Source organism: Variovorax sp. P1_H12_2, from assembly GCF_056405335.1.
The window spans coordinates 1-4767 of record NZ_JBFUCI010000460.1 but is presented as its reverse complement, the minus strand read 5'-3'; the positions used below and the strand labels follow the sequence as shown (position 1 = coordinate 4767).

The following is a 4767-nucleotide window of genomic DNA, read 5'->3' as shown; positions in this document are numbered from 1 at the left end:
GCATGGACACGATGAATGCGTTCAATGTGACTGGTAGAAAACAGTCTAGGCCGGCGGCCGGCAATTGTCTACGTGAAAATTGCCCGCGGAGTTCCTCTTCAGTGCGGCCCGTTGCGCAGCGGATCGACGTTCGCGGGCAGCGCATTGAAGTCGATCGCCTTCCACACATAGTCTTTCTGCTGCGGCGACAACAGCGCGTAGCGCGGCCAGAAGAAGAGGTAGTCGGCCGATGACATGTACGAGGTGTTGTCGAAGATCATGCGCTTCGCGCAGCAGGTGAAGTTGGTCCAGTCGGGCCAGGGCGTCTGGCCGTCGAACAGCTGCGTGGGCGCACCGGTGCGCGCGAAGGTCGAGAAGTGCTTGATGAAGCGGTCCGACAGTGCCTGGCGGCTGGCCGCGTTGCTGGCGTCCCAGGCGAAGTGCATGAAGTTGGGCTCGCTGGTGACGAAGTTGCCGAACAGCGAGCCGATGTCGATGCCGTGGAAGGCCGAGAAGGTGTCCTTCCAGGGCTGCGGCGTGTCGTTCCAGTTGAAGTTGTAGCGGTAGATGCCGCCCTGCTGCAGGCGCAGCAGGCGCACGACGTTGTCGATCACGTTGTCCAGGGCGTAGCTGATGGCCTCATGCGTCTGGGTGTAGATCGGCTGGAACTCCGGCTTGATCAGGTCGTTGACCGTGACGGTGCCGGGCGCCGCGTAGTTGGCCAGTTGCCAGTACTCCTGAGCGCTCGGCTTGCCCATGCCGAAGGAGTAGGCGAAGTACGAACCTTCGTCGTGCGTGGAGCCGATCATCAGCGGCATCTTGTTGTAGTTGCCCGCCACCAGCCCCACCAGGCCACTCGCGCGGATCACCGTGCCGTCGGTGAAGTGGCCGGGCACCACCGGGTACGGCGTGAACTTCATGATCTGCGCCGCCGTGGAGCCGCGCAGCAGCGCCGCGACCTCGGCAGGGCTCATGCTCAGGCGCTGGGCCGCGGCCTGCTCGGGCGTGGACGCACGGCYGCTGTCGACCAGCAACTTGTTGACCAGATCGTCGGCGGCCAGCTGGCCCACGGCCGACGGGTAGCCATTGGGGATCCCGGACATGCACAAGGCCCGCTGAAACTTGCCGGCCGCCAAGGGCGACTGCAGCAGGCCCCAGGTGTTGATACAGCCGGCCGACTGCCCGGCCACCGTCACCAGGTTGGCATCCCCGCCGAAGGCGCCGATGTTGGTGCGCACCCAGTCCAGGCCGCGCACCAGGTCCAGCGTGGCGTAGTTGCCCGAGTCGTCCCTGGCATCGCCGCTGGCCAGCGCCGCATGCTTGAGCCACCCCAGCATGCCCAGCCGGTACTGCACCGTGACCACCACCATGTTGGCCTTGGCCGCCAGGTAGGCGCCGTTGTAGAGCGGCTCGCGCGCCGAGCCCTTGAGGTTGCTGCCGCCATGGATCCAGAACAGCACCGGCAGCTTGTCGGCGCTGGAGTTGGGCCGCCAGACGTTGAGGTAGAGACAGTCTTCGCTGCCCACCGGCTGGTCGAAGGTGGCCGGGTCGGGCTCGCCGAAGAAGCTGCCGACCTGCGCGCACATGGACGCAAAGCTGGTGGTCGCGCGCGAGCCGCTCCAGGGCACCGGCGGCTGCGGCGCACGCCAGCGCAGCGCACCCACCGGCGGCTGCGCMAAGGGCACGCCCAGGAAGGCCTGGGTGTTGCCGGCATCCGCCTTGCCGTAGATCTTCCCGGCGTCGAGCTGACGGGTCAACTGCTGGTCATAGGCGGCCAGCGCCGGGCTCAGGCCCAGCAGGGCTGCGATGAAAACCGCGCCGGCCAGGGCCAGGCGCCGCCAACGCGCCAGCGGCGCGTGCAGTGGATCGAGGTTCACAGTTGTCTCCTTGTTGTTGTCGCGCGGGAACGCTGCCGGCTCACGTGAGCATTCTGGAAACAATCGAAGGGTCGGGCCTACTGGTCAATCCCCAACTGCGCYTCGGAATCGGCTGATTGACAAATGCGCGCCTGCGCGATAGCAGGCTCAGGGCACCAGGTCGTTGCGCACCGCGTAGAGCACCAATTCGGCCGTACTCCCCACGCCCAGCTTCTGGAAGATGTTGCTGCGATGCGTACTCACGGTCTTGCCGCTGATGCCCATGCGCGCGCCGATCTCGGTGTGCGACAGGCCCTTGATCAGCAGCGGCAGCACCTGCTGCTCGCGCGCGCTCAGGCGCCGGTGCGGCGGCTGCGCGACGTGCCCCCGCGGTGTCGTGTCCATTGTGGGGCCCAGGGCCGCGGCAATCTGGCCGACGGCGTCGACCGTCTGCCGCGTCAGGGCCAGCAGCCGCTCGGTCAGGCCTTGCAACTCGCCGCCCTGGGCGCCGTGCAGCACGCGCGCCGCGTCGGTGCGGATGCTGCTCAGCATGCCGCCCAGCACCTCTTGCACTTCGCGCGCGAAGGCGCTGCGCTGCGCCTCGAGCCTGGCGGCCGTGCGGCTGCTGAAGGCCTGCACCTGCGCCAGCAGGCGGCGCAACTCGGCCTCGTTGTGCATGCGCTCGGTGACGTCGACCCCCACGCCGATCACCGCCGGGCGGCCTCGAAAGTCCATCCGCGAACCGTGCACCTCCACCAGCACCACATGGCCGTCGCGATGCAGCCCGCGGGTGATGAAGTGCATGCTGGGCGGATCGCCTTGCAGGCGGGCCTGCACCCGCTGGCGCACCTCGTTCAGAAAGTCCGGCGGCACGATGCGAGAAAGCGGCATGCCGATCACCTCTTCCCGTGCATAGCCGGCGATGGCGGCCCAGGTGCTGTTGGCGTAGACGAAGCGGTCGTCCTGGATCACGTAGATGCCGGCGACCGACTGCTCGACGATGGCTTCGAAGGGAATGACTTCCGCGGAATTCATGAAACGGACTGATCCACGGACCTGGCGATGGACCGGCACCCGCTGTCGGTCATCGTCCGAGGCCGCCAGCGGCGGCGATGATCTGCGCCGCATTCGGGAAGATGGAGAGGCTGTTCGGCCCATCGACCGCCTCGATTTGTACCCAGCGGACGATGCCTGCCGCATCGACCAGAAAGTGTCCGACCAACTGGGTGGCGTGGCTCGCAAAGATGGCACTGTCGATTTCGTCCAGCTCGAACCCGTCCTTGGCGTTGAGGGCGCTGTTGGCTTCCAATGGCTGCGTCGGCGCGGACAGCTCGCCGGTGGGGTTGATTCGCGCCGCGGCGAACTGCGCCATGCTCGCGCGATAGGGCCACTCGGGCTGGCCGTTGTCCCCATCAGGCAGGAACTCGAGATGCGGCACGCCGAAGGCCTGGTGCGTGAGGCAATCGGGATCGCACAGAAGCGTGACCGGCGTCGGCCGGTACTTGAAATACAGGGTGGCGCGGTCCAACTGCGTGTTGATGACGGCAAGGGTCTCCACCCCCATGGCGCGCAACGGCGGCTCCACGCTCGCGAGCTGCAGCACATGGCGCCGGCAGAACGGGCAATGCAGACCCCGATAGAAGCCGATCAGGAATGGACGACCGCGCAAGCTGTCCAGGGAGACCGTTCCTTCGCCGTTGGCCGCGGGAAGCGTGAACGCGGGCGCTGGCTCTCCCGGTGGCAGGGGGCGTCTTTGGTCTCCCATGGAATATCTCCTTTGGGTGTCGCCCGGTTGAACGACGGCATTCGACCGTATCACCTGTCGCTGGTGAGCACAACGCTCCACGTCGGATGCTGCGTGCAGCTCGGCGTGATCAGAGATGCCCGTTCCAAGGGCATGCTCCAAACCCCTACTTCGACGCCACGATTCCCGGTGGCTTCCACGTGCCTTCGCCGGCCGGCAAGATCGAAGGCGGTGTTTCCTTCGGGTAGTACAGGCGCATCACCATGAAAAGGGTGTCGTTCGGTGCAGGCAGCCAGTTGGATTCCAGCGCCTTGCCTGGCGACTCTTTCTGGACGTAGAGAGTGAGCGATCCATCGGCGTTCTTCTTCATCGCGGACAGCATCGGCGAATTCACGAGGTATCGGTTGATCGGGTTCTTGACCAGGAACTGGCTCTTGCCGTCATACATCGTCACCGACCAGAAGGCGTTCACCGGTGGAAGTTGCCCGGCTGGAAACGTGATGGTGTAGTTGTGCTTGCTGCCGTCGAGCACCTCGCCCTTCGAGTCGGCACGTGTAAACGGATACACCGCTTCCACGGCATCGTTCCCGTAGAGCCCACCCTTGGCCGCAGCGGCACGCTTGAGCCAATCGCCCTTGAAGAAAGCGCCGTCGCCGAAGAACGCGCCGATGTTCCAGCCGTTGATATTCCTGACGCCGCTGGCGAGGAACTTGTCCACCTTCTCGTCACCCTCCTTCAGTCCCAGACCGACGGCCGCCTTGTGCTCCAGCGAAAGATCCTTGAATTCGAAAGTCTTGCCCGGGCCGATGCCGATACGGGCGAGCCGGGCACGGACATCCCGGTCTTCCGGCGTCTCGGGGACAAACCGGAGCGCGGAATCCAGATACGCCAGGTAGTTCTCCTTGATCCCCTTGGTGGTGGCGGGGAGGAAATCGATCGTCGGCGCCGCCGTTGGAGCCGGCTGATTGAGGAAGGCGGACAAAGGCTGCGCCTTGTAGCCCGCCTGCACCTTCACCACGTTCGGCATGTCCTTGGCGTTGAAGAGCTGAGTCCGAATGGCGCTCAAGGCAAAGGGAGTGGTCGCGGTGAAGACCTTCTTGATCCCGGGGGGCGTCGCGCCTTTCCAGTCGGGACCGACCACCATGTAGTGGCCCGGCTCGCTGCCCGTGGCACGGCTGCCGATGTAGC

Annotated in this window: 4 protein-coding genes; all 4 read right to left on the bottom strand. The window is 65.6% G+C overall.

Annotated elements, in window-relative coordinates:
• Positions 1–98: 98 nt before the first annotated feature.
• Positions 99–1856 carry a carboxylesterase/lipase family protein gene (locus AC1D2K_RS30005; RefSeq protein ID WP_478093494.1) on the bottom strand — a complete coding sequence of 586 codons (1758 nt, stop codon included), beginning with the start codon at positions 1854–1856 and terminating at the stop codon, positions 99–101.
• 147 nt (positions 1857–2003) lie between these two features.
• Positions 2004–2870, bottom strand: coding sequence for a PAS domain S-box protein (locus AC1D2K_RS30000; protein ID WP_478093493.1), 867 nt, complete (start codon positions 2868–2870; stop codon positions 2004–2006).
• A 49-nt stretch (positions 2871–2919) separates the two neighbouring features.
• The gene (locus AC1D2K_RS29995; RefSeq protein WP_478093491.1) at positions 2920–3741 is read right to left on the bottom strand and encodes a peroxiredoxin-like family protein; all 822 of its coding nucleotides are present in this window, start codon (positions 3739–3741) and stop codon (positions 2920–2922) included.
• Between the two features lie 4 nt (positions 3742–3745).
• On the bottom strand, positions 3746–4767 hold a 1022-nt coding region (locus AC1D2K_RS29990; protein ID WP_478093489.1), incomplete at its 5' end, for a DUF1254 domain-containing protein.